Source organism: Campylobacter sp. TJR-1, from assembly GCF_032840035.1.
GTDB lineage: Bacteria > Campylobacterota > Campylobacteria > Campylobacterales > Campylobacteraceae > Campylobacter > Campylobacter fetus.
In genome coordinates, this window is the sequence record NZ_JAWIZX010000007.1 from 58,120 (window position 1) to 82,669 (window position 24,550).

The following is a 24,550-nucleotide window of genomic DNA, read 5'->3' on the forward strand; positions in this document are numbered from 1 at the left end:
AACTTTAATCTACTTGAATTTAAAATATTTTTTAAATTTAAAAAAATTATACTATTTTTTAAATTTAGATATATTTTGTATGGTAGAAGTTTAATAATATTTTGATAAAATATACTTTATGAATCAAAATATTAGCGCAAATATAATTGTCATAGACGACGAAATAGATCTTTGTGAGCTTTTGGAATACAATTTAAATAGAGCTGGATTTAACGTAACGACCTTTTTAGACACAAAACGAGTTGAGCAGTTTTTAGACGAAGAAGATACAGATCTTCTTATCGTGGATAGAAATTTAAACGGCATAGAAGGATCTAAATTTGTAGCGTCTCTAAGAGCAAAAGGATATAATGAACCAGTTATTTTTCTAACCGCAAAAAGCTCAAACAAAGACAAATTAGACGGTTTTGATAGCGGTGGCGATGATTATATAACAAAACCCTTTGAGATAAATGAACTTATTGCTAGGATAAATGCTCTTCTTAAGCGCTCGAATAAAACGGCGTCCATTTATAAATTTAAAAACATAATTCTAAATTTAAAAACAAACGAAGTAAAAGTAGACGGAAAGACAAAAGAACTTACGAAACTTGAGTTTTGCTTGCTTTATGAGTTTATGAAAAATAGAAATATCTTGCTTACTAGAGACTATTTTTTAGAAGAAATTTGGAAAGAAAACGCCAACGATAAAACTATAAATATCGCCATTAAGCGTCTTCGCTCAAAGCTAGAAGATGCAGGAGAATATATAAAATCAGTTCGCGGCGAAGGCTACAAACTTTGCTAAAAATACAAGCTTTATACGCTGTTTTTATAGCGCTATTTCTGTTTTGTTTTTGGCTAGTACTTGGCGTGGAATTTATAGATAAAATTTATATAGTAATCACGGTAAGCCTTTTTTTATCGATAATTTTAATATATATATCATACGAACTTTCTATGTATAAAACAAGACAGATAAAAGAACTTCTTAATAAAAAAGATAAGAAATTAAAAAAACAATCTGTTAAAATCAGGTTAAAAAATACACAGCTAGAAAATCTGCTAAGCGGCATAAGTCATGAGTTTAAAAATCCGATTTCAGTTATTAAAATGTCTGCCCAAACAATACTTGATGATGATGCAAGCAAAGAGATAAGAATTAAATTTATAAACAAAATAATATCAAATATCGATAGATTAAACAACATATTAAACAAGCTAAGAATAGTATTTGGCGGCGATATTACCCCGAATTTAAGCGTATTTGACGCAAGAAAACTTTGCAAAGAAGCAATAAGCAATCTAGAACAAAAATACCCAGATCAAAAAATCAAAATAATAGGAGAAAAATCCCTAAAAGCAGATTATGATATGATATATCAAGTAGTTTTAAATTTATGCGAAAACGCTCTTAAATACTCAAAAAAAGATGTAGAAATACTTCTAAATGAATCCGGAATTTTCATAAAAGACGCAGGAGAGGGAATAGAAGAAGCCGAACTAAAGCTGATATTAAAAAAATTTTACAAATCACAAGACTACGACTGGAACAGTTCGCTTGGGCTTGGACTTTACATCGTTAAACTCATTTTGAAACTTCATAATTTTGAACTCATAGTAAGTTCGCAAAAATGTGTAGGCTCGACTTTTGGCTTTAAGGATAAAGAGTGAAAGAACTAAATTTAACGAGGTTGGCAACTCCGATATTTTTCGATATGCTACTTCGTACTTTAACTCTTATTATAAATACGATTATGGTAGCAAAAGTAGATGTAAATTTAGTAGGAGCTATGGGAGCCGGAAATCAAATTTTCAACCTTTTTGTAACAGTTTTTAGCTTTCTTAGCGTAGGCTGTAGCGTAGTAGTAGCACAAAGTTTAGGAGCAAGAAAAATAAACTTAGCAACAAGAGCCATTCATATCAGCCTTAGTTTTAACGGTATTTTAGGGCTTATATGTGCCGCATTTATATTTTTAAACACGCACAAAGCCTTAGAACTTCTGCAAATTCCAGTAGGAGTCATAGAAGATAGTTTCAAATACCTTCATATACTATCTTTAGCACTGTTTTTAGAAGCCCTTAGTATAGTCATAGCTGCAATTGTAAGAGTGAAAAATTATGCATTTGCTATAATGCTTATATCCGTATTTATGAACATTTTAACTATCTTTGGAAATGCTATAGCGCTTTTTGGACTATTCGGGCTTCCGAATTTTGGATTAAGCGGAGTTGCTATATCTACTATATTTGCTAGAGGCGTGGGAATTATACTTTTAATGTATGTTTTAGTAAAAATAGCCAAAGTGCATATATTTTTTGGATTATTTTTTAAATTTAGTTTAGATATACTTTCCAAGATCTTAAAAGTAGGACTGCCTAGCGCCGGAGAAAATTTGCTTTGGATAGGTCAATATATGGTAGCGTTTAGTTTTGTAGCAAGCATGGGGGAAACGAGCCTTAGTGTACAAACCATATATTTTCAGATGTCTATGTTTATATTTTTAGCCGCTACATCAATAAGTCTTGCAAACGAGATAATAATAGGTCATTTAGTAGGAGCTTGCGAGTTTGACAAAGCTTATAAAAGAGCTTTTAAAAGCTTGAAAATCGGGGCGCTCATTACTTGGATAGTGCTTTTTATATTTTATTTGAGCCGTGAGGAGATAATGAATAGTTTAAATTTAACCGAGGAACTAAAATCCATAATGCGGCCTCTTTTCACGCTTTCTTTAGTGCTTGAAAGCGGCAGAACATTTAATATTATAATGGTAAATTCGCTAAGAGCTAGCGGAGATGCCAGGTTTCCATTTATAATGGGAGCACTTTTTATGTGGGGAGTTTCACTTCCTATAGGATACTATCTTGGTATAATTTTAGAATATGGAATAATCGGTGTTTGGATAGGATTTTGCGTAGATGAATGGGCAAGAGCTTTTGCAAATACTCTGCGCTGGAGAAGTAAAAAATGGCAACTAAAACGTCTAGTTTGAAATTTGGTAAATTTGATGTGACTATAAACTATAAACCTGTAAAATATCTACGTCTAAAAGTCGCTCCAAACGGCGATATAAGTATATCCGCTCCTTTTTTTACCTCGAAAACAAATATCTTAAATTTGCTTAGTAAAAACGAAAATTGGTTAGAAAATACTCTTGCAAAGATAAAACCCAAAGACGACAAAATCAAATTTTTAGGAAATGCTTATGAACTTAAATTTGATGAAAATATCAAAGAAGTTTTAGTTTTAGGCACTCAAATTTTAGCTCCTTGTAAAGCGCAGTTCGATAAATTTCTACGCTTAAAAGCCAAAGAGATATTTCAAAAATACATAGAATTTTATCAACCAAAAATATCCAAAAAAGTAACTCACGTAAGCATTAAAAAAATGACTTCTCGCTGGGGCAGTTGCAACTCCAAAAAAGGCTATATAAACTTAAATTTAAATTTAATAACAAAAGATGAACTTTTTATCGAGTACGTCGTACTTCACGAGATGACACACCTACTCTATCCGCATCATCAAAAGAGTTTTTACGATTTTATAGAAAATATAATGCCCGATTTTAGGGCTAGAGAGAGACTTTGATATTTTTTGGAGTGATTTTTTGTATTTTTATTAAAATATTTCTGGCATAATTATTATATATAAATAAAATTATAATAAAAAAGGAATATCAATGCAAACTATAAATATAGATTCGTACTCCACATTAGTAGTTATGGTTTTAGTGCTGCTTCTTGGCTCTTTTGTGATAAAAAGAGTAAAGTTTTTGCAAGACTATAATATACCAGAACCTGTTGTAGGCGGTATTATAGCGGCTGTATTGTTTTTGTGCTTATATGTTTTTGCAAATATACATTTAGCTTTTGATTCATCTCTCAAAGATCCTTTGATGCTGGCGTTTTTCTCAAGCATAGGGCTTTTGGCTGATTTTGCATCCCTTAAAAAAGGAGGAGTAAAACTCGTTATATTTTTATTTATTATAAGCGGATTACTAATTTTGCAAAACGCAGTCGGTATAGGAGTGGCCTTAGGTCTTGGAGAAAATCCTCTTATAGGACTGCTTGGAGGATCTATAACTATGAGCGGCGGTCACGGTACTGGCGGAGCTTGGGCGAACGAGTTCATAAAAGCGCCTTATAACTTTAGTGCAGCATATGAAGTAGCAATGGCAAGCGCTACGTTTGGACTTATAGCAGGAGGTGTTATAGGAGGTCCTGTGGCTAAATTTCTTATAACTAAATACAAGCTAAAAACACCAGATACAAATGTGGAAGACAAATCCGCTATTTTAAATTTTGAACAGCCCGGAAAAGAAAAGCTCATCACTCAGCAATCTTTTATAGAGTCTTTAGCACTTATATCTTTATGTCTGCTGATAGGAAACTTCGTATCAGATTACGTAAAAACGCTAAACGTGAATTTTACTCTACCTACGTTTGTATACTGTTTATTCGTGGGAGTTATCCTTAGAAATTTACTTCAAGCATTTAAAATTCATGAAGTCTTTGACAGAGAAGTATCCGTTATAGGGAATGTTAGCCTATCTCTATTTTTGGCATATGCTCTTATGAGTATAAATCTTTGGCAGCTCGTATCTTTAGCGCTTCCTATCGTTACTATACTTATCTCTCAAGTTGCACTTATGGTATTTTATGCTATTTTTATAACTTTTAGATTTTGCGGACGAGACTATGATGCTGCGGTTTTGGCTGCTGGACACTGTGGATTTGGCTTAGGAGCGACTCCAACAGCAATGGTAAATATGCAAACAGTCACAAATCACTACGGTATGAGCCATATGGCATTTATCATAGTTCCGCTTTGTGGAGCATTTTTCATAGATTTAGTTAATGCTCTTATTATCAATGGATTTTTACTATTTTTTTGAATTAGTAAACTGAGTTACTTAGATAACTCAGTTTATAATTAATCTATAAATCGTTTTAAAAGTCCTTCATACGCGTCTATTCTTCTATCTCGTAAAAACGGCCACCATCTTCTTACTTGCTCACATCTTTTTATATCTATATCAACTATATCGGCAAGCTCATCTGTGCTATTTGAACGAAACAATTCCTCTCCTTGAGGTCCAAAAACAAAACTATTTCCCCAAAATCTAATACCGCCATTGCCATCTGGAGCAGCTTCAAAACCTACTCTATTAACAGTAACTACTGGTAGTCCATTTGCTACTGAATGTCCTCTTTGTACAGCAACCCATGCTTCTAATTGTCTGGATTTTTCGTCTTCACTATCGCCATCAAACCAACCTATAGCCGTTGGATATATAAGTATCTGAGCTCCTTTTAGCGCCATAAGTCTAGCAGCCTCTGGATACCACTGATCCCAACAAACCAAAACTCCGAGTCTGCCTATGCTAGTATCTATAGGCTCAAACCCAAGGTCTCCTGGAGCAAAATAGAACTTTTCATAAAAATTCGGATCATCTGGAATATGCATTTTTCTATATTTTCCGGCTATTCTTCCATCATTATCAAACACAACAGAAGTATTATGATACAGTCCTGCTGAGCGCTTTTCAAACAAAGAAGTAACTAAAACTATTTTAAACTCATGGGCCACCTCAGCCCAATAAGCTATATCGCTTTCAAAGTCATTTGCCAACTCAAAACTATCAACGCTTTCATCTTGACAAAAATAACTGCCTTGATGAAGCTCTTCAAGCACGATAAGCTCTGCACCCTTGTTGGCTGCTTCTTCTATAAGTTTTGTAGTACGTTTTATCGTATCTGGTTTATTTCCATAAAATTTATGTGCTACTAATGCTACTTTCACAACTCCTCCTTATCTCTATCGTCTTCAGTATCAAAATGCATATCAAAAACCCATTTATGTCTATTAAATTTAGATCTTATTTCACTTTCTATATCGTCTGCTACTGAGTGCGCTTTACTAAGAGATATGCTAGGATCAAATACCAAATGTACGCTAAAATAGTACTTTTCTCCGCTTATACGACTTTTTAGATAATGATAACTTTTTACTTCGTGTTTTAAATTTATAATATCTATTATCTCACTTACCATACTTTCAGGCAGCGCTCCATCAAGTAAGATATAAACGCCCTCTTTTAGCAACTTAAACGCACTAAAAACTATATAAACGCTAATACCGATACCAAAAAGAGCGTCTATAATATCATATCCGCTAAGCCATATAGCAAACAAAGCCGCTAAAATAGCCGCATTTGTCACAAGATCTGTTTGATAATGAAGCGCGTCGGCTTTTATTATTAAATTTCCGGTTTTTTTATACTCGCGCTGCAAGTAAAACACCAAAGCTCCAGTAAGGATAATAGATATAATCATAACTATCATACCTGCGCCGACTTCGATTGATTTTCCTGGATTTATTATTTTCGTTACACTTGAATAACAGATAAAAATGCCTATCCCTATGATAAAAGCACCTTCAAAAAGAGCCACTAAAGCCTCTATTTTGCCATAACCAAAATTAAATTTGGAGTTTGGATCGGAATTTGATTTTCTAAGCGCAAAATAGTTCAAAGCCGATACAAGGCAGTCTAAAAGCGAATCTATAGCGGAGCTCAAAACAGCCATAGAACCGCTAGCCAAACCTATAGCAAACTTTATGATAGCCAATACTACGGCTACGCTTCCTGCTACTACTGGAGGATATACTCTCATCTATCTCCCTTAAATCTATTTTGACTAGAGCAGTGTAGACTGCCGTTTTGCCTGATAAATACCGTGCTATCCACTCCTATTATATCTAAATTTAGAACTTGCTTAAGCGTACTTAAAGCAAGCTCATCGCTTTTTTTATCACCGTAAGTAGGAACTATAAGAGCGCCATTGACAAATATAAAATTACAATAAGTAGCTCCGAGCCTGCGTCCCTCGAACATAACAGGCTTTGGAAGCTCAAGAGGAACTAGATTAAACCCTGTTTTTTTAAGCTCATTTTCCATTTCTTTAAGAGGCAAATAATGTTCATCGTTTTTATCTGTGCAAGATGCGTAAGCTATAGTATCTTTTGATATAAATCTAGCAAGAGTATCGATATGGCTATCAGTGTCATCGCCTTTTATAAAACCGTGTTCTAACCAGATAATTTTTTTTAGCCCAAAAAGCTCTTTTAGTCTGATTTCAAGCTCATTTTTACTAAGCGAGTTTCTATTATCATTTAAAAGGCAGTTGGTTGTAGTTAGAAGTACACCATCACCGTTAAACTCTATGCTGCCGCCCTCTAAAATAAGCGGAATGCTTACAAGCTCGCCTTTTAAATGCGAAAAGAGTTTCTTATTGACGTCATTATCTAAAGAACTTTCAAATTTACCGCCCCATGCATTAAATTTGAAATCATAACTAATGGTTTTCAAACCGCATTTTACATCAATAGCACCGTAATCTCTTATCCAAGTATCATTTGTCAAGACTTCTAAAAACTCTACATTTTTAAATTTAGAAAATCTATCAAAGTCGCTTTTTTGAGGCGCTATAAGAAGTAATTTTTGATAACTGCTAACAGCGCTTATCAACTCTTCATAGCTAGTTAAAATATCATTTAAATAAGGCTTCCAGTCGCTATTAGAATGCGGGATACTAAGCATCAATAGCTCTTGCTCATCCCATTCGGCGTAAGTTTGTATCATAATGCCACCTTTGAAACTCTAAATTAGAAGTTTGCAAGGATAGCATATAACCATTTAATATTTTATAAAACCTAGTTTAAAAGTAGTTTTAGTTCGTTTTCAAGAGCGGATTTAGGATATAAGCCTAAAAATTGTTTAGATATTTTTCCATTTTTATCAAAAACGTAAGTAACCGGCGTTCCCATAATTCCTCCAACGATATTTGAAAAATAATCTACGGATTTTTTAGTTGATACACTCATAAACTCAACGCCTTTATCTTTTAAAGCCATCATATCGCCATCAAACCCGAGAGAATTTCCCATAACTCCTATAACTTTTATCTTTGAACCATACTCTTTTACAAGTTCATTTAAAGCCGGTACTTGAGCCGTGCAAGCTCCACACATAGTAGTGAAGAAAAATAGTATATAAGGTTCGTTCCAATTTGCTATTTTAAGCTCTTTGAGAGCCGGATCGTAAATAGTGTCAAATCCGTCTTTATCATTTAAAGCCATATGATGTTTAAGTCCGCTTCCGCATCCTGCTAAAATCAGTGTAAATACCGCCGCAAAAACTATATTTTTCATTGTAATTTCTCTATTCTATCAAGTTTTCCATGTTTTAGATATACTACTTTATCTGCATATCTGCCAAGCTCTTCATTGTGAGTGATGAGCAGTAGAGTTTTACCGTCATTTTTAAGCTCTTTAAAAAGCTCTAAAACTATTTTTTCATTTGCCTCGTCTAAATTTCCCGTCGGTTCATCGGCTATTATTATATCTGGATCATTTATAAGAGCCCTTGCTATGCAAACTCTTTGTTGCTCTCCGCCGCTAAGCTCACTTGGTTTGTGCGCGATTCTATGAGCAAGTCCGACTTTTTCTAAAGCTTTTTTAGCACTAGCTTTATCTATGCAGCTGTGATAATACTGACTTAACATTACGTTTTGGATAGCACTTAGATAAGGTATAAGATGAAACTGCTGAAACACAAGCCCTATTTTCTTACGTCTAAACTCCAAAATTTGATCATCATTTAGATGGCTTGCATTTTCACCGCCTAATATCAGTTCGCCGCAAGTAGGACTATCCATAAGACTAAGTATATTTACAAGCGTACTTTTACCGCTTCCGCTTGGCCCCATTATACTGATCCATTCACCTTTATTTACACTAAAATTTATATCATCAAGTGCTTTAACTTCGTTGAAATACTTACTTATATTTTTTAAATTTAAAACTTCCACTTCTACTCCCTTAACAAGTCTGCAAGATTTTGATTTAACGCTTTTTTGACAGGATAATAACTAGCGATAAATGCAAAAACAAGACTTAAAATAACAGAAACAACAAGACTAACAAACCTAAAATCAACTCCGCTAGAAAATATCAAATTACCAAGAAAAATAGCCAACAAATAGCCGACTAAAGCTCCTAAAAACGATCCAGCAATGCTAATAACCAAAATTTCAGAAAATATTATTTTTAAAACATCTCTTTTGCTAGCTCCGATAGCCCTTATAAGCGCAAATTCTTTGATTTTCGATAGCAAAATAGAGCTTAAACTAGTATTTATACAAACCGATGTTATAAACAAAATAGTAACTCCTATAAGAGCCATCAAAAGCTTTATTTTATCTAATATCTGACCTTGAGCCTTTGAAACTTTGCTGATAACTTCAAATTTAAACTCGCTAGTACTAAGAGATGAGCAAAGAGATTTTATACTATCGTAACTACCGCTTATAGCGGCTTCGGCGTAGTTTATTAAATTTGGTTTATCTAAAATTTCTTGAGCCAAGCTCAAAGATATAAGAAGCAAAGAGTCCTCTTTTTGCCCATCATAAACGATACCTTTTATCCTAACTTTATAAACTTCATTTGAGTTTGGAGAGCTTATTTCTATGATATCACCGACTTTAACGCCTGTTAATTTTGCTAGATCCTCACCTATAAGTGCATTTTTATCATCAAAATCAATATTTATAAACTCGCCGCTTTTTATATCTAAAAACGGCATAATTTCTTTTAAATTCGAGAAATTAACGCCCATTATAACCGCTCTTGTAACGCCTATATTTACACTACCAAAAAGGTATTCGTTTTTAGCTTTTAACTCTTTAATGCCGCTTAGTTTTGCATCTAAATCAGCCATTTTTATATATCCGTTTTCTAAGCTTAACGGACTTATGATAACATTTGGACCATAGCTATTTAACTCGCTAGTAACTTTTTTGTCTATATCTGCATATATATTTATAAAAGCTGCACAAACAGCACTTCCAAGCAAAATAGAGATAAATATCACAAAACTTCTAACTGCGCTATTTGCTATACTTTTAAATATAATTTTTCTAAAAAACGCTCTATTTTCTACCATATAACACCTCAGCTGGAAGTAAATTTATAACACTTCTTAATGGAAGTATTCCGCCTAAAATACAAATAAGCATTCCAAAAACAATGCTGATAGGCAGCACCATAAAACTAACTCCGATAAAACTTCCAAATATTTGATAAGCTATAATGAAGCTTAAAGCATATCCAGCCAAACTTCCAAGTAAAGAAGCGGCTATACAAACTATAAAAACTTCGGCTGCAAACTGAGCATAGATGATAAACCCGCTTGCTCCAAGTGCTTTTAACAGACCGATCTCTTTTTTGCGCCTATGAATTTCGCTACTCATTAAACTCGTAATAGCTATACTTGATACGATAAGCGATATCACGCTCACGACTCCCATTAAATTTTGAATCTTTTTTGTAATGCCACTTTGAGCTTCGCTAACACTTAAAACAGCCTTTGCAGAAGCATTTGGATACTCTTCGCTGATCTGATAAGCTATAGAACTAACATAAGCGGAGCAGTACCATTTATCGTAAGCAACGCTATCAAGACTCTCAAGATCCCTCCTAGCCTTCAACGAAAGATCATTTTCTGGTATCGTCATAGCGGCGACTTCGGCTTTGTTTATCAAATTTGGCTTATTCGCGATATTTTGAGCTAGTTTAAGACTCATAACTAGTTTCGCACTCTCGTCTTGAGCTCCTTTTAAAACTCCAACGACTTTTACGATATAGTTATTTAAATTTAAAACATCTCCGACTTTAAGACCTAACTTTTCTCCTGCTAAAACCTCATCTAAGCTATCATCAATCGGATATCTTCCATCAACTATCCAAAACGGATATAAACTTTCTACGCCGCTTCTAAAGTCCGGCTCTCCTTCTACATTTGCATCTTTGCTAAAGTAAGTACCAACTATATCGTAATTACCGGCTTTAGCGGTTAAAAACGGTGCAAACGCTGTTATATTATTTCTCCAAAATATCTCTTTTATCTTGTGTAAATCACTCTCTTTTAGATAATCCTCATTTTTCAAAGGAGAGTAGTTTTTACCTGCTATTTCTATATTTAAGCTATCTGATTTTGGAAGTACTACGATGTTTGAACCATAACTTCTTAACTCTTTTGCTACTTCATCTCCTATTTTTAAAGTTATATTCAGCATGCAAGCTATCAATGAAACAGACAAAAATATAGTTATAAAAGCTAGGATTTTACTCTCTTTAGACCCTGTTATAGAAGATTTTATCAAATTTAAAAACATTTATTCACTCCTTTAATTCGCCAGAAGTAGTAACGTAATTTTCCGGATTTTCTTCAAACAGCATTTGATTATCATGGTTTTCAAAAAAATACGTCCTTCCGTAATAAATATAATTGAACTTAGAGCTATTTGAAATCTCTTTTTTACTAACTGGATCAACAACCTTTTTTTCGACAATTTTGCTAAAAAATGTTGCACCTTTTTGTATCTCTTGCAAACCTATAGTAACGTTTTTGCCGTCGTATTTATAATCAAAGGGTATAGGATTGCAGCCTCCTGCTTTACCTACGCTAGGAAGAAATATTCTTACATTGCAACTAATACATATAAGATTATCGCCGCTTTTTATATATCCCATATCGCCACATATCGCGCACGCATCAAAAACAGCAACAGGAGCTAATTTATCTTTAAATCTATTTATAAGAAAAAACCTAACTTCATGTCCGTCATCGGTGATATAAGCATATCTATGGAGTTTTCCATCAAGCAAAGCTGCAGCGTCGAATTTAAACTCGCCGTTTATCGGCTCTACTATAATAGGAGTACTTATAGAAGGCGGTCTTGAAGATACTAATATATAAAATAAACTAAAACATACTATAATCGCTCCAAGCAGCCATGCAAAAAAAGCATTTCTAAATCCCTGCGTTCTAGTGGCATTTATGATTCTAAACTCAACAATATCTTTATAAAGTGCTTTTTTAGGAAGCTTACTTAAACTAAAAAGAGCTAAAATAGCTAAAAATAGTGAAAATACAATAGGTAAAAAACTATCGAAATAAACTATTTTTGCGACAACAGAAAGAGTATTGGAGTAAGTAGGAACGGTTCCGTTTTGCATTAAGCCAAGAGTTAAAAATCCAGCTCTATCCACTATCAAAATCACAGTGCTAAAAATAGCAAAAAACAGCCTAACAGACTTACAAACTAGACTTAAAACAGATCTTAAAATAAAATATGCAAGCAGTAAAACCACAAGAGCAAAACAGATCAAAAATAGATTGCTAAGACTCAAACTATCTAAAATTTCACCGGTAAAAATAGTGAAATTCATACTTATATAACGGTAATCAAATCCGTATCCGACTGCGAGTAAAAAGACGGTTAAAGATACAACATAACTATTTTTAAATTTAAAACAAAATAAAAATAAAACTAGAGCCACCAAACAAAGCGTATCAAAAAACAATTTTACATCATCTGCGATAATAGCAAATTTAGTTATCCCAAATAGTATAAAACCGACGAAAATACCGACAACAGCTGGTAAAAATATATTTTTAATATGCTCTTTTACATCTAAAAATGAGATTATAAAACTAAACCCAAATAGAGCCAAAACAACTTGATAAAAGAAAATTGCCATCATAGCACCTTTTTAAATTTAAAAAATCACTAGCCGATAAATTGCGCAATTTTATAGTTCATTTTAAACGGCGCAAAATTTATTAAAACTCAAGCAGAGATCTTTTAAATTTAAAAATCCAGCCAAAAATCAGCCGGACTTTTTAAATTTATACTTAAGCCAAACTGCTTGATTAATCTTTTGGAGCACCTGTATATTTAAATGTATATTTTGCATCAAACGGTGCCCACCATTTTGCAACTCCCGTTGCTTTGTCTGCGTGGCGTCCAAAACCTTGAGTACTTGGATTATCTATATGAAATGTAAGTTCATAGTTACCGACTCCGGCGGTCATTTTTAAATTTGCGCCGTAGTGAGGACCGTCGCTTGCTACCATAGGCATAAGAGTTCCTTGCAGTGTTTTACCGTTGTCTATGTTTTTTAAAGTATAAGCTATCTTAAGATAAGGCACCCATTCACCCTCGCCAAATCCGTTTGCATTTCCTTTTATAGCATGGATATCTGCTTCAAGATGGATATCTGCTAAACTAGGAGCTAAGTCTATACCTTTTGGCTCCATATCTATAGGTTGAAGATAAACAGCGGCTATTTCCATACCGTTTTTCTCTATCGGCTCACCGATAGGCTGCTCAGCTGCCATAGTAATAACTGCTGCAAGGCTTAGTGCCAACATTCCTGAAAGTATTTTTTTCATACTTGTTCTCCTTTATTAAGATTGATTTGTTTTTGCTTTATTATATATACTCCTATTATAAGAGCTAGTATCATCAAAAATTGAGGTATCAAACTCTCATAGTACGGATAAATTCCCAACCAAGTTATAGTAGGAATAGACTCTATAACGTTTGGAACAAATAATTTTCCTTCCACAAGCTCCATTACGCCTTTACCCACAAATACTATCGACATATAAAATATAATAGCCGAAGTAGCTATGAAAAATGGTTTTATAGCTATCTTTAATGAGAACGCTTTAATGATAAAATATAGTATAAAAAGTATTACTATACCAGCAACAAATCCAAGTCCGACCATACCAAGAGCGCCGTTTGAACGTGCATCAAATATAAGAGCTTGATAAAATAGCACGGTTTCGGCTCCTTCTCTATATACTGCTAAAAACAGAGTCCACCAAAGCGCTTTACTATCTCCGCTAGTAAGGCTACTAGTGATGTGTCCTTGTATATAATGGTTCCATTTTTTAGCTCCGGCGTTACTAAGCAGCCAAAATCCGACATAAAATAGAAGTCCGACTGCTATAAGCATAACAACACCTTCTATTATCTCTCTGCTTTGTGCAGCCATATTTGAGCCAAATATTAAATTTACGGCCCACGCTGTAGCAAAACTAAGCAATATAGCCACTATCATCGAGCTATAGACGATATTTAGATGTTTACTATTTCCGGTTTTTATAAGATAAGCTACTACTGCGGAGATAATTATGAGAGCTTCAAATCCTTCTCTTAAAATTATACTAAGCGCATATATAAAAAGAGCCCATCCGCTAAGATCGGTACTACTTTTTTCAAGGCTGGTTTCTAGCAAAGAGAATAGATTGTATTGCTCTGCCAATACTTTATCGCTACTAACTCCGCTTTTCATAAGAGAAACTATCTTGCTAAAACTAGCCTCAGTTGCAGTTTTAAGCGTGATATCTATAGCCCCTATTTTACTCTCCATACCGCTTGCTTCATACTCATCAAAATATATATCTCCGGCCTCGCTTATAGCTTCTTTTATACTACCGCTTTTGTATAGAGACAGTACATTTTGCATTTTATCTTTTATATTTTGCACAGTAGGAGTAAAATCTACTACTTTTTTTTCTTCTACTTCTATTTTAGGAGCTAAAACATAAGACTCTTCTGGAAGTTTATTGATAGCGCTGCTTATAAGCTCGTCGATATCTTTTATAGACTGTTCAAATGCATTTTTTTGCATATTTACATTTTCTGATATCACGTTACCCATAATCTGCTGTATCATTTGATCTAGCCTTTGAGTGGCATATCTTCTAACGGCTATTTCAAGCTCCATATTTCTATAATAATTAAATTTAGCTTTATTCATAGCATTTTTAAGAGCTTCGCCGTCTTTTTTGTCATAAGCCAAAATAGCATCATCTAAACTAGATTTTATATTTTCATAAACGCTACCCCATGGATTTGACTCTAAGACAGAAGAGCTCATTCCAGCAGCAGCCAAACCGCCGTCATCGCTCTTTTGGGCTTGGAGCTTCACGCCGCTACTTATAGTAGGCAAAACTTCTTTTATCTCGGTATTTAAATTTGCTATCATAGCTTCTATTTTAGCGACGTCTTGACCCGCTTTGATAGCTTTTCTTATATCTCCAAACTGTTTTTCCATAGAGTAAGCTTTTTTTTGACCAAGATTTATTCTAATACCGCCTTCTAAATTTTCAAAATGCCCGAAATACGCAGTTTGAGTAAGCTCTCTAGCTTCAGTATCCTTACCGTTCTTATAAAGTTCTATAACTTGAGTAAATATCTCTTCTATGCTTTTTGCCTCTTTTTCATAATTTGCAAAAAGAACAGTAAAGGGTATAAGTAATATAAAAAGAATTTTAAGAATTATTTTCATAAATTTAACCTTAATTATAAGTTTGTTATTGACAATTATTTTCATAATGGAATTGAAAGTCTACAATGAGCTAACTTAAAAAACAATAAAATTTTATATATTATTAATATTGTTATCATTATATTTTTTATTATTTAATAATTTTTTTGATTTATTAAATAAATTATTTTAACTTTAATGAGTGTTTTATAAATGCTTATTTTTAAATTTAAACTGTATATTTCATAATTTCACTCCATTGCAATTATACAAATGGAGTGACGCAAGGAGGAGAAAATTAAAAATTATTAGCTAATTATCGTTTTAGCTGATTTACTGTTTGAAGCATCTCGTCTGCTGTTGTAATCGCTTTTGAATTTGCCTCATAGGCGCGCTGACCGGTTATAAGATCGGTCATTTCTTCAACTAATTGCACGTTACTCATTTCAACAAAACCTTGTTTTATTTGACCAAAACCGTCAGTACCGCCGTTTCCTATATTTGGAGCACCGCTTGCGGCAGTTTCTAAGAAATTATTATCGCCCATAGCGTGAAGTCCACTTGGATTTATGAAATTTGCAAGCTCAATCTGACCTATTTGAGTCATCTCTTGATTTCCTGGTTGAAGCACGGATACCGTGCCATCGACTCCTACAGAAATTTGAGTTGCGTCTGCTGGTATATTCATCTCTGGAAGAAGCCTATAACCATCACTATTAACGATATTTCCGTCTCCATCAAGCTTAAATGCACCATTTCTAGTATAAGCAGTAGTACCATCAGGAAGCTGAATTTGGAAAAAACCGTTACCGGCTATAACCATATCTAGATTATTCCCTGTTTCTTTAAAATACCCTTGACCAAATACTTTAGTTATAGCAGTAGGACGCACTCCAAGACCTACTTCCATACCAGTTGGACTCATAGTTGTCGTACTTGTCGGTGTTCCTGCGTACTGCATAGTTTGGTACATCAAGTCGGCAAATTCTGCACGATTTTTCTTATATCCAATTGTATTTACGTTTGCTATATTATGCGATGTGGTATCTATCTGGGTTTGCTGAGCTACCATTCCAGTAGCTGCCGTATAAAGTGAGCGTATCATCTATCTATCCTTAACAAATTAAACTTTTGGTGAAGCAAGTTTAGTAATTGCTTCTTGATTTATATCATTCATATGTGTCGACATAACTCTTTGATACATATCGACAAGACGATTTGTTTCTACTAAATTTACCATCTCAATAACAGGATTTACGTTTGAAATTTGAGAGTATCCTTGAGCGACGGAACCGCTATTTTCTACATCATTTAACTCGTTTAAATTTGGAAGCACAAAGAGATTATCACCCTCTTTTTGCAAATTCCTAATCTCTCTTGGCTGAGCTATAAAAAATCTACCAACATTTTCGTTATTTGAGTAAATATTTCCATCTTTATCTATAGTTACAGGAGCATCTTGAGGAATTTGAATACCTCTGACTTCTTCTGGCTGATTTTCATAATTATTTGGAAGCACTCTATAACCTTCTTTTGTCACAATGTAGCCTTCATTGTCCAAATTTAAAGCACCGTTTTTTGTAAGTCTTACTCCATTTGGCGTATCAACTAACAAAAATAGATCGCTTTTTCCTATAGCTACATCCAGAGGGTTATTTGTCATTTTAAGTCCGCCGACATTAAAGTCAGTGTAAATTTCATTAATCTGCGGAACTCGATCAATGGTTCTATTTAGAAATTTAGCGGCGTCTCTTGTATGATTTTCCAAAGGTAAGATATCTCTAGTTTCTTTAAATATTCGTTCAAAATCAGCTATAACGACATCATCTCTTTTATAGCCGATTGTATTTACATTTGCAAGGTTATTTGTGATTACATCAAGTCTATTAAACTGCGTAACCATCGCGCCCGTAGCTTGATAATAGCCGTTTTGCATATGTTCTCCTGCATTAAATTTAGAAATAATAAAGCAAGTTTTGTTCCATGTTTTTGAAAAGCATTTCAAAATCTGCATTTATATAGATTTAATTATTTTTTAGATATAATCCTTAATTTTAACAAAAACAGATAAATAAATTTTAAGGAGCTTTATATGAGTGCAGCAAAAGAGACTTTTGCACAAATAGAAGAGTTATTTAAAGAGAACTCAAAAGGTTATGTTACTTTTGAAAAGCTTGTAAGATTGTTTGACAAAGCTCCAACGGTTGCTACCATAAAAAAAGTCGAAACTCTAGCCGAACTCTATAAAACACAGCTGATAAGTGCTGTAGAAGCGGCAAAGATAAAAAATATACAAGAAGCTAAAAAATCAGAAGAAGACAAGCTAAAAATCATAGATACCGCCTTAGAAGAGGAATTTGATCTAACTAGTGAGAATGATCTTTTAGAATGGTCACGATCAGACAGCCCTGTGAGAATGTATCTTAGAGAAATGGGTCAAATTTCACTTCTAACAAAAGAAGAAGAGGTAGAAATCAGTAAAAAAATCGAGCTTGGAGAAGATATCATCATAGATGCTTTTTGCTCAGTGCCGTATCTTATTGATTTTATTTTAGATTACAAAGAGCCTCTTATAAATAGAGAACGCCGAGTTAAAGAGCTTTTTAAAAGTTTTGACGAGGAAGAGAGCGAAGAAGAGGAAGAAGAAACAACTGAAGATGAATTTAAATATGATGAGAACGAAGAAGATAGCGCTACAGCAAAAAAACAGCCAAAAAAACTTGACAAAAGAGCAGAAAAAGTAATAGAAAGCTTTAAAGCTCTTGAAAAAGCCAAAAAAGAATGGATGAAAATAGTAGCAAAACAAAATATATCTATCGAAGAAGAAGCCGATCTAGTAGCAAAGTTAAATTTAACTTTTAAGAAAAAAGTTTTGAAAGATAAATTAATGGATCTTGGACCTACAAGCAAACTTATAAATGAAATAGTAAAATCCATGGAAACGGCTTTAAAAAGCGATGATGACTTTGATAAAGAGCTAAAACGCCTTGAATATCGTCTTCCTATGTTTAGTGCCGAACTCAAAAAAAACCATCAAGGCATACTAAAAGATATAACAAAGCTTTCAAAAGAAGATATCATATCAAGAGTTCCTGAAGCAACTATGGTATCAACTTATGTAGAGATAAAAAAGTTATTTCAAACAAAAGAAGCTAGCAAAACTGGATTTAATCTAGAACCAAAAGAGCTAAAAATAGTATTAGATCAGATAAAACGCGGTAAAAATATAAGTGACGATGCAAAAGCTAGAATGGCAAAATCAAACCTAAGGCTAGTAGTTAGTATAGCTAAGCGATATACAAATCGCGGACTTCCGTTTTTGGATCTTATTCAAGAAGGAAATATTGGTCTTATGAAAGCGGTTGATAAATTTGAATATAAAAAAGGTTATAAATTTTCAACATATGCTACATGGTGGATAAGACAAGCTATAAGTCGCGCTATAGCTGATCAGGCCAGAACGATACGCATACCGATCCATATGATAGAAACTATAAACCGTATAAATAAAATCAATAGAAAATATCTACAAGAAGAGGGAAAAGAGCCAGATGTAAGCATCATAGCAAGAGAGGTAGGTCTTAGTATAGATAAAGTTAAGCAAGTTATCAAAATTACCAAAGAGCCTATAAGTCTTGAAGCTCCAATCGGCAGTGAAGATGATGGCAAATACGGCGATTTTGTAGAAGATAAAACAACTCTTAGCCCAATGGAACAGATACTAAAAGGCGACTTAAAAGAGCAGATAGATGAAGTATTAGATCAGCTAAACGATCGTGAAAAAGCGGTTATAAGAATGCGTTTTGGTCTTTTAGAAGATGAAAGCGATAGAACATTAGAAGAGATAGGAAAAGAACTAAACGTGACAAGAGAGCGTGTCAGACAGATCGAAAGCTCAGCCATAAAAAAACTAAAACATCCAAAAGTAGGTAGAAAACTCAAAAATTACATAGAGGGAAATTAAATAAAAGCGATATAGATTTTAGTCTATATCGCTTTATATCGTCTAAAGTACTATCCTAAAAGTCCAGATACTTGACGTTGAAGTGTTTGCATATTGTGTGCAGCTGCCATAGTTGAACTGTTTACCAACAAATTCGCATTGTTGTAGTTAGTCACATTATTTGCTAGGTCGTTATTTTGCAATTGAGATTCGCTAGCTTTCGTTGAAGTAACCGCGGTTAAACTAGCATTTATTCCGCTTATAAGACCATTTTGTAAACTTCCGATATCAGTTCTAAGCGAATTTACGCTCTTTAAAAAGTCACTTATAGTATTTTGATTAGATATGTCCAAAGAATTAACATTTGGGGCTGTTAAGTTTATGCCGACTTCTCCGTTTCCTGTTTGGAAACTAAGCGAATTACCAAAAATATTTTTACCATTAAAGCTGGCAGAGTTTAAAGAGTCTTGCATAGATGTTTTTAGAGCATTTGCTTCTTTATTTAAAGCACTAATTTGCTCTGGTCCGTTTATTGCACTATTTGCTCTAACAGAAAGCTCATTTAGTCTATCTGCCCCTTTGCCTAAATTTTGCAAAGTAGCATCAGCTATCTGAAGTACTCCAATGGCGTCATTTGCATTATTTACACCTTGCGAAATCGAACTTGCACTGCTACGCAAAGAGTCTGCTATAAGCAAATTTGAACTATCGGTACCGCTTAATGCTCTTTGAGCAGATATATTTTCAAGTGCTTTACTTGCATTTTTTTGAGCACTATCTAAATAGTAATTTTGGTTACTATTTGTATAATCACCTATTTTCATAACTACCTCCTTTGGTAGATTTTATATATTTTACATCAATAATATTGAATTTTGTCTTAACTCTCATATCTCACCTTTACAGAAAGCTCATGAGCGCCGAGACCTTCAGCTTTTGCTAGGCTCATACAGGCTTTTCCAAGCTCATTTATAGAGCTTTTATTCATAGAAATAATCGAACTTTTTTTCACAAAATTACTCACTCCGAGAGGTGAGAAAAATCTCGCACTTCCTCCAGTAGGCAACGTGTGATTTGGACCTGCTAAATAATCTCCGATCGCTTCTGGAGTATAATGACCTAAAAATATCGCTCCAGCATGTTTAATACGTGCAAGATACTCAAACGCATTATTCGTGGCGATTTCTAAGTGTTCTACAGCTAAATCATTCATCAAATCTATGCACTCATCCATATCTTTTGCTACTATGATGGCAGATTTATTATCTATACTAGCTCTTGCTATCTTTTCTCTACTTAAAGTTGGCAAAATCTTATAAATTTCGTCTTTGACGCTATTTGCAAATTTGTCACTAAAAGTTATCAAAAAACTACTTGCTATTTCATCATGCTCAGCTTGACTAAGCAAATCTATAGCAATATGATGTGGATTAGCACTGTCACCCGCTATAATACCTATTTCGCTAGGTCCTGCTATCATATCTATATTTACATCTCCAAAAACAAGCTTTTTAGCAGTTGCAACATATATATTTCCCGGCCCAGTTATAACATCTACTTTTTTTATGGTTTTCGTACCATAAGCCATAGCCGCAATAGCACTTGCTCCACCAACTTTATAAGCATATTCTATACCAAGAAGATGCATAGCGCTAAGCAGAAGTTCATTTACATTTCCTCCTACAGCAGGTGTGCAAACCACTATATCTTTGACTCCAGCAACTATAGCAGGGGCAGCATTCATCAAAAGCGAACTAGGATATGCCGCTTTACCTCCTGGTATATAAAGACCTGCTCTATCTACAGGAGTTACTTTTTGACCTAAAATACTCCCGTTATCTTCGAAACTCAGCCATGTTTTTTCTAGCTGTTTTTCATGGTATATTTTTATGCGTTCATATGCGATACTTAGAGATTTTTTAAGATCTGGATCTAGATTATTATATGCATTTTCCATATCGCTGCGCTCTATTTGCAGATCGCCATTGACTTTCCACTTATCAAATTTAAAAATCTGCTCGTTTAAAGCTTCATCCCCATGCTCTTTTATATCAGAGATAATGTTATTTACCGTTTCCATTACATTTTGCATATCTAAATTTGAACGATTTACTAATTTATCAAAATCTTGTTTGAAATTACTATCGTTGCTATATAAAATTTTCATAATCTATTCTCTCCTTTATTTAATTATACCATATCTAGTTTAAATTTACGTTTGTAACGCTCCAAAAGACTTTCATTTCCTATCATTCCACCTTGATGAATATATAAAATTTTATTTTTAAATTCAGTTAAATTATAGAGTAAACTAAGCCATCCAACACTATCGTAAAGCAGCTCAAACTCAACATTTGTTGAGTCTTTAAGCTCTTTATAAATATCAAAAAGCTCACGCTTTAAATTCCCAAAATGATATTTTTTTGGCGGATTTAAAATATTCAATTTCGAATCTTTATCTAAATTTAAAACCATAGAAGCAAGATAATCTCTATCGCCCACGCAAGGCGTAGTATATACTTTCATTTGGCTTAAATTTTTAGCTAAATACGCCGCACTAGCACCAGTACCACTAGGCAAAAATATATCAAATTTAAATCCGATTTGATTAGAAAAATCCTCTATAAGCTTAGCTTGAGTTTTAAACCCATACTCGGCTTCGCTCATAGCCACACCCTCAGGAATTAAAATATCGTCGATATTTTTTAAATTTGAAGCGAAATCAGCTCTATTTTTACTTTCATAAATCACCATGCCATTTCGCAAAGCCAAAGCCAAATTTCCGCTCGGACGCTCTTTTAAAAATCCGCTTAAATGATCGGTTACATAGATAAACTCTAGTCCTTTCATCTTTGCAAACACGCTAAGGCTGTACATTGCATTTGACTGATTTGAGCCATAAGATATAATGCGTTTAAAACCGCTTAAATCCGAATTTAAAAAATACTCAAGCTTTCTTGCTTTATTTCCATTAAATTCGCCTCCGATTTTGTCATCTCTTAAAATCCAAAAACTACGACCACGAAAATTTACGCATTCAAAATTATCAAAATTACCTTGCATTTTGATTGAGAATTTTTTCTATCTCTTTTATAGTGGCTTTATCCGAGATGCTAAATTTAATCTCAATTCTGCGAGATGCTTCTTTATCCTCAACTCCGTTTTTATAAACAAGATCGCTAAAACTTCTACCGCTTGCTATAAGGTATTTACCTAGTTCTTCATTTTTGTAAAATGAGTAGATAAATTTCATTACCTCATAAGCTCTTTTTTGCGATAATTCAAGATTATAAAGATAACTGCCATCGCTATCGGTATGACCTTCTATAACTATTCTATCAATGTTCGGTCGTATCTCATCGCTTAGAAGCACATCGAAATACGCCTTTAAAGTACGTCTCAAATCGAATCTAGCGCTATCTTTTAACATAAATGAGTTTGTATCAAACAAAATAGATGACGGAAGCGAAACTGAGCCTGAATTTGCATCGATACGTATGGAATTACCAAGTTTTTGCTTTAGATCCGATATCACTTTTAATTTTATACCACCTAAATCTTTTATGCGTTCTTTTGTACTATTTAGATCAGCCAAAACACTGTTATATTCGGATTCTTTTTGAGTTAAAGCAATTTTTAAATCACTGATTTGTTCATCTTTTAAATTTATAATGGAGCTTAACTCTTTATTTTCCTCATTTACCACTCTAAGAGTACTATTTATATCTCCAAGCTGAATACTTAATTCGGCAAGTTTCTCATTAAATAGTGCATTTATCTCAGATAAAGCTAAATTGCGATCTTTAGCATTTTGTAATTTTTCTATGAAATCTTTTATCGCTTTTTCTTTTTTGTTCAACTCATCACTACTAAAAGCAAGTGCTTCTACTTTTTTATTTAGATCTATTCTTAAAGCATTTAAATCTGCTTGTGTGAGTACGTATTTTACTACGATAGCTCCGATGAGCAGCACAAAAACAAACAAAAGTCCAGCCATCAAATCGGCGTAAGATATCCAGAAATTACTTCTTTCGTCTCTTGAATTATCTAATTTCATCTTGATTTGCTTCTGTATTTACTTCTAGTTTTTCTAGTGCGCTGTTAGTCTCATCATCTATCTCTTGAATGCTCTTTTTTAGCTCTTCTATGATTTTGCTGCTCTCATCCCCTTTTGTTCCCTCATCATCAAAAACCTCTCTAAAAGCTTGCATACCATCTATCATAGCAGCTCTAAATCCTTCTAAGGCTTGTTTTTGTTTCTCTAAAATTTCAACGCTAAAACCCTCAAGCGAATTTTCAAATTTAGAGATATTTCCACCAAGATCATTTACGGATCTCTCAAGTTTAGTTATTTTATCATCACTAGCACTTTGCAATCTTGTGTAATGCTCACTAAATCTTAGTTGCATCTCTTTCAAATTTAGATTAAACGAATTAAGCACATTAATTATTTCAGCATGTACTTTTACCATATCTTTTTGATCTCGCTGAGATTTGATAAGCATTCCCATAGTATGCTTTATATGTTCACTGCTTAGTTTTACGGCGTCTTCTTCTACTTTAAGCATATCAGAAAAATTTTGGAATTTTCTTTCAACCGCTTTATTTAACTCTTCAAAAAAATCCTGCTTGCTAACATGCTCAAAAATTACGCTAATCTTCTCGAAATTTCCGAGACTTTCTTGCATATATCTCTGCTCGATCTCCTCTTTTGTCCAAAAAAAAGTATTTGTAGCATTTTTTTGCCTAGCTATAAGCTTCTCAAATCTACTCATACCAAATCTCTCAAAAAATATCCACCAAAGAGCCAAAAAAATACCATATATCGACACATAAAATGCAGTTCCAACTCCGCTTAAAAGGGTGGAAATCTCAGTTTCAAGCGCTTCTGTGCTTGATGAGCTAAAATTCGGCATAGATATAGCTATACTTAAAAACGTACCAAGTATACCAAGCATAGGAAAAATTCCAGCACCAACTGAGGCGTAATTATCATTTCTAACGTCATTTGAATATCTTTTTACAAACTCATCAAAACTACCGTTTGACTTTTGATCTTTTCCTATTATCAAAAGACTTTTCATAATATAGCTTTTAAGATCTCTTTTAAACTCATCTTTTCTCTGCTCAAATAAACAACATCCAAGCTCAGCACTATGTCTAGCAAAAAGCATCGCTATAAAAAGTATAACTCCCATCATAACTATAGTATGAAGCTCAACGCTAAAATTTATAATACGAAAATACCCAAGCAGAAATATAGCGTATATCAAAACAGGCAGAAAAACTATTTTAAAATAAACTACTTTACTTTGTCTCTTACCGCTATCAGGTAGAAGCAAATCACTAAACGCATCATTTTTATCCATAAAAAGTTCCTTAAATTTATGCTAAATTTAAAAATTTATAAAATTATTAAATTTAAAATAAATTTGGCAGCA

23 protein-coding genes are annotated in these 24,550 nt (G+C 33.6%); 6 read left to right on the forward strand and 17 right to left on the reverse strand.

Annotated features, from left to right (window positions below; all coding sequences use genetic code 11):
* The first annotated feature begins 118 nt into the window (after positions 1–118).
* The 5 genes from RVY88_RS08310 to gltS all read left to right on the forward strand — a co-directional run bounded on the left by RVY88_RS08310 (position 119) and on the right by gltS (position 4,874).
* A complete protein-coding gene (locus tag RVY88_RS08310; protein ID WP_002848897.1) occupies positions 119–787 on the forward strand; it encodes a response regulator transcription factor in 669 nt (222 codons plus the stop codon).
* Positions 781–1,653: a sensor histidine kinase gene (locus RVY88_RS08315; RefSeq protein WP_162167235.1), complete on the forward strand. Its 873-nt coding sequence runs from the start codon at positions 781–783 to the stop codon at positions 1,651–1,653. The genes RVY88_RS08310 and RVY88_RS08315 overlap by 7 nt, the downstream gene beginning before the upstream one ends.
* A complete protein-coding gene (locus RVY88_RS08320) occupies positions 1,650–2,972 on the forward strand; it encodes an MATE family efflux transporter (RefSeq protein ID WP_274380336.1) in 1,323 nt (440 codons plus the stop codon). The genes RVY88_RS08315 and RVY88_RS08320 overlap by 4 nt, the downstream gene beginning before the upstream one ends.
* The gene (locus RVY88_RS08325) at positions 2,948–3,568 is read left to right on the forward strand and encodes a M48 family metallopeptidase (protein WP_251149137.1); all 621 of its coding nucleotides are present in this window, start codon (positions 2,948–2,950) and stop codon (positions 3,566–3,568) included. Before RVY88_RS08320 ends, RVY88_RS08325 begins: the two co-directional genes overlap by 25 nt.
* Positions 3,569–3,659: 91 nt before the next feature.
* Positions 3,660–4,874, forward strand: a complete 1,215-nt coding sequence (gene gltS / locus RVY88_RS08330; RefSeq protein ID WP_065844791.1) for a sodium/glutamate symporter — start codon at positions 3,660–3,662, stop codon at positions 4,872–4,874.
* Between the two features lie 38 nt (positions 4,875–4,912).
* Here gltS and RVY88_RS08335 read toward each other — a convergent pair whose 3' ends face one another.
* The 12 genes from RVY88_RS08335 to RVY88_RS08390 form a co-directional block, all read right to left on the reverse strand.
* Entirely contained in the window at positions 4,913–5,782 is an 870-nt protein-coding gene (locus tag RVY88_RS08335) for a carbon-nitrogen hydrolase (RefSeq protein WP_002848887.1), read from the reverse strand.
* Positions 5,779–6,654 (reverse strand): cation diffusion facilitator family transporter, encoded by an 876-nt coding sequence (locus tag RVY88_RS08340; RefSeq protein WP_162167237.1) that lies wholly within the window; start codon positions 6,652–6,654, stop codon positions 5,779–5,781. Before RVY88_RS08340 ends, RVY88_RS08335 begins: the two co-directional genes overlap by 4 nt.
* On the reverse strand, positions 6,651–7,622 hold the full coding sequence (locus tag RVY88_RS08345; RefSeq protein WP_065843770.1) for an agmatine deiminase family protein: 972 nt from the start codon (positions 7,620–7,622) through the stop codon (positions 6,651–6,653). The genes RVY88_RS08340 and RVY88_RS08345 overlap by 4 nt, the downstream gene beginning before the upstream one ends.
* A gap of 71 nt (positions 7,623–7,693) precedes the next feature.
* Positions 7,694–8,191: a TlpA family protein disulfide reductase gene (locus RVY88_RS08350; protein WP_002848875.1), complete on the reverse strand. Its 498-nt coding sequence runs from the start codon at positions 8,189–8,191 to the stop codon at positions 7,694–7,696.
* On the reverse strand, positions 8,188–8,850 hold the full coding sequence (locus RVY88_RS08355) for an ABC transporter ATP-binding protein (protein WP_065843772.1): 663 nt from the start codon (positions 8,848–8,850) through the stop codon (positions 8,188–8,190). The genes RVY88_RS08350 and RVY88_RS08355 overlap by 4 nt, the downstream gene beginning before the upstream one ends.
* 2 nt (positions 8,851–8,852) lie before the next feature.
* Positions 8,853–9,983 carry an ABC transporter permease gene (locus RVY88_RS08360; protein WP_002848871.1) on the reverse strand — a complete coding sequence of 377 codons (1,131 nt, stop codon included), beginning with the start codon at positions 9,981–9,983 and terminating at the stop codon, positions 8,853–8,855.
* Positions 9,970–11,214 carry an ABC transporter permease gene (locus tag RVY88_RS08365; RefSeq protein ID WP_162167238.1) on the reverse strand — a complete coding sequence of 415 codons (1,245 nt, stop codon included), beginning with the start codon at positions 11,212–11,214 and terminating at the stop codon, positions 9,970–9,972. Before RVY88_RS08365 ends, RVY88_RS08360 begins: the two co-directional genes overlap by 14 nt.
* Positions 11,215–11,218: 4 nt before the next feature.
* A complete protein-coding gene (locus RVY88_RS08370; RefSeq protein WP_162167239.1) occupies positions 11,219–12,583 on the reverse strand; it encodes a Fe-S-containing protein in 1,365 nt (454 codons plus the stop codon).
* Positions 12,584–12,755: 172 nt separating this feature from the next.
* The gene (locus tag RVY88_RS08375) at positions 12,756–13,277 is read right to left on the reverse strand and encodes an iron transporter (protein ID WP_162167240.1); all 522 of its coding nucleotides are present in this window, start codon (positions 13,275–13,277) and stop codon (positions 12,756–12,758) included.
* Positions 13,274–15,187, reverse strand: coding sequence for an FTR1 family protein (locus RVY88_RS08380; protein ID WP_162167241.1), 1,914 nt, complete (start codon positions 15,185–15,187; stop codon positions 13,274–13,276). The genes RVY88_RS08375 and RVY88_RS08380 overlap by 4 nt, the downstream gene beginning before the upstream one ends.
* A 295-nt stretch (positions 15,188–15,482) precedes the next feature.
* On the reverse strand, positions 15,483–16,271 hold the full coding sequence (gene flgG, locus RVY88_RS08385; RefSeq protein WP_011731853.1) for a flagellar basal-body rod protein FlgG: 789 nt from the start codon (positions 16,269–16,271) through the stop codon (positions 15,483–15,485).
* An 18-nt stretch (positions 16,272–16,289) separates the two neighbouring features.
* Complete coding sequence (locus tag RVY88_RS08390; protein WP_002848864.1) at positions 16,290–17,102, reverse strand: flagellar hook-basal body protein; 813 nt, start codon at positions 17,100–17,102, stop codon at positions 16,290–16,292.
* 156 nt (positions 17,103–17,258) lie between these two features.
* Here RVY88_RS08390 and rpoD point away from each other — a divergent pair, with 156 nt between their 5' ends.
* Positions 17,259–19,130, forward strand: a complete 1,872-nt coding sequence (rpoD, locus tag RVY88_RS08395) for an RNA polymerase sigma factor RpoD (protein ID WP_162167242.1) — start codon at positions 17,259–17,261, stop codon at positions 19,128–19,130.
* Positions 19,131–19,180: 50 nt separating this feature from the next.
* Here rpoD and RVY88_RS08400 read toward each other — a convergent pair whose 3' ends face one another.
* From RVY88_RS08400 to RVY88_RS08420, 5 genes are read right to left on the reverse strand one after another with little or no spacing between them, the layout of a single operon-like run.
* Positions 19,181–19,933: a flagellin gene (locus RVY88_RS08400; RefSeq protein WP_111738167.1), complete on the reverse strand. Its 753-nt coding sequence runs from the start codon at positions 19,931–19,933 to the stop codon at positions 19,181–19,183.
* A gap of 56 nt (positions 19,934–19,989) precedes the next feature.
* Positions 19,990–21,276: a histidinol dehydrogenase gene (gene hisD, locus RVY88_RS08405; protein WP_038453019.1), complete on the reverse strand. Its 1,287-nt coding sequence runs from the start codon at positions 21,274–21,276 to the stop codon at positions 19,990–19,992.
* 23 nt (positions 21,277–21,299) lie between these two features.
* Positions 21,300–22,172: a 1-aminocyclopropane-1-carboxylate deaminase gene (locus RVY88_RS08410; protein WP_038453016.1), complete on the reverse strand. Its 873-nt coding sequence runs from the start codon at positions 22,170–22,172 to the stop codon at positions 21,300–21,302.
* On the reverse strand, positions 22,162–23,166 hold the full coding sequence (locus RVY88_RS08415) for an OmpA family protein (RefSeq protein ID WP_002848858.1): 1,005 nt from the start codon (positions 23,164–23,166) through the stop codon (positions 22,162–22,164). Before RVY88_RS08415 ends, RVY88_RS08410 begins: the two co-directional genes overlap by 11 nt.
* A complete protein-coding gene (locus RVY88_RS08420; protein WP_162167243.1) occupies positions 23,153–24,478 on the reverse strand; it encodes a MotA/TolQ/ExbB proton channel family protein in 1,326 nt (441 codons plus the stop codon). The genes RVY88_RS08415 and RVY88_RS08420 overlap by 14 nt, the downstream gene beginning before the upstream one ends.
* Positions 24,479–24,550 lie beyond the last annotated feature (72 nt).

Coding starts and splice junctions, on each gene's coding strand:
- RVY88_RS08370 (WP_162167239.1), bottom strand. CDS start 12,583: ATGGCAATTTTCTTTTATCAAGTTGTTTTGGCTCTATTTGGGTTTAGT.
- RVY88_RS08325 (WP_251149137.1), top strand. CDS start 2,948: ATGGCAACTAAAACGTCTAGTTTGAAATTTGGTAAATTTGATGTGACT.
- hisD (WP_038453019.1), bottom strand. CDS start 21,276: ATGAAAATTTTATATAGCAACGATAGTAATTTCAAACAAGATTTTGAT.
- rpoD (WP_162167242.1), top strand. CDS start 17,259: ATGAGTGCAGCAAAAGAGACTTTTGCACAAATAGAAGAGTTATTTAAA.
- RVY88_RS08360 (WP_002848871.1), bottom strand. CDS start 9,983: ATGGTAGAAAATAGAGCGTTTTTTAGAAAAATTATATTTAAAAGTATA.
- RVY88_RS08340 (WP_162167237.1), bottom strand. CDS start 6,654: ATGAGAGTATATCCTCCAGTAGTAGCAGGAAGCGTAGCCGTAGTATTG.
- RVY88_RS08375 (WP_162167240.1), bottom strand. CDS start 13,277: ATGAAAAAAATACTTTCAGGAATGTTGGCACTAAGCCTTGCAGCAGTT.
- RVY88_RS08390 (WP_002848864.1), bottom strand. CDS start 17,102: ATGCAAAACGGCTATTATCAAGCTACGGGCGCGATGGTTACGCAGTTT.
- RVY88_RS08415 (WP_002848858.1), bottom strand. CDS start 23,166: ATGAAATTAGATAATTCAAGAGACGAAAGAAGTAATTTCTGGATATCT.
- RVY88_RS08345 (WP_065843770.1), bottom strand. CDS start 7,622: ATGATACAAACTTACGCCGAATGGGATGAGCAAGAGCTATTGATGCTT.
- RVY88_RS08420 (WP_162167243.1), bottom strand. CDS start 24,478: ATGGATAAAAATGATGCGTTTAGTGATTTGCTTCTACCTGATAGCGGT.
- RVY88_RS08350 (WP_002848875.1), bottom strand. CDS start 8,191: ATGAAAAATATAGTTTTTGCGGCGGTATTTACACTGATTTTAGCAGGA.
- RVY88_RS08400 (WP_111738167.1), bottom strand. CDS start 19,933: ATGAAAATAGGTGATTATACAAATAGTAACCAAAATTACTATTTAGAT.
- RVY88_RS08310 (WP_002848897.1), top strand. CDS start 119: ATGAATCAAAATATTAGCGCAAATATAATTGTCATAGACGACGAAATA.
- RVY88_RS08410 (WP_038453016.1), bottom strand. CDS start 22,172: ATGCAAGGTAATTTTGATAATTTTGAATGCGTAAATTTTCGTGGTCGT.
- RVY88_RS08380 (WP_162167241.1), bottom strand. CDS start 15,187: ATGAAAATAATTCTTAAAATTCTTTTTATATTACTTATACCCTTTACT.
- RVY88_RS08365 (WP_162167238.1), bottom strand. CDS start 11,214: ATGTTTTTAAATTTGATAAAATCTTCTATAACAGGGTCTAAAGAGAGT.
- gltS (WP_065844791.1), top strand. CDS start 3,660: ATGCAAACTATAAATATAGATTCGTACTCCACATTAGTAGTTATGGTT.
- flgG (WP_011731853.1), bottom strand. CDS start 16,271: ATGATACGCTCACTTTATACGGCAGCTACTGGAATGGTAGCTCAGCAA.